Raw genomic sequence first — 691 nt, forward strand, 5'->3', positions numbered from 1 at the left:
CAACAAGCGCATCGTGTTGCCCGAAGGCAGCGAGCCGCTGACCGTGCAGGCCGCCGCCATCTGCCAGGCACGCGGGATCGCCCGTTGCGTACTGCTGGCCAAGCCGGCCGACGTGGAAGCCGTAGCCCGCGCCCATGGCATCGAGCTGCCCGAAGGCCTGGAGATTCTCGACCCCGACCTGATTCGCCAGCGCTACGTGGAGCCGATGGTGGCCCTGCGCAAAACCAAAAGCCTCAACGCGCCGATGGCCGAGCAGCAACTGGAAGACACCGTGGTGATCGCCACCATGATGCTCGCTCTGGATGAAGTGGACGGCCTGGTCTCCGGCGTCATCCACTCCACTGCCAATACCATTCGCCCGGCCTTGCAACTGATCAAGACCGCGCCGGGCTGCACCCTGGTCTCGTCGGTGTTTTTCATGCTGTTCCCCGAGCAAGTGCTGGTATACGGCGACTGCGTGATGAACCCGCACCCCAGCGCGGCGGAGCTGGCGGAAATCGCCCTGCAAAGCGCCGACTCGGCCGCCGCATTCGGTATCACGCCACGGGTGGCGATGATCAGTTACTCCAGCGGTGATTCGGCCACGGGCGAGGAGGTCGAGAAGGTCCGCGAAGCCACCCTGCTCGCCCACGAAGCCCAAAGCTCGCTGCTGATCGACGGCCCGTTGCAGTACGACGCCGCCGCCAACGAA

General features: G+C 65.4%; 1 protein-coding gene. It reads left to right on the forward strand.

Going from position 1 to position 691, the window contains the following annotated elements; genetic code table 11:
• A partial coding sequence (locus HX846_RS34640; RefSeq protein WP_256740293.1) for a phosphate acyltransferase occupies positions 1-691 on the forward strand: 691 nt, incomplete at both ends.

Origin of the sequence: Pseudomonas sp. K5002 (genome assembly GCF_013386655.1) — a bacterium.
GTDB lineage: Bacteria > Pseudomonadota > Gammaproteobacteria > Pseudomonadales > Pseudomonadaceae > Aquipseudomonas.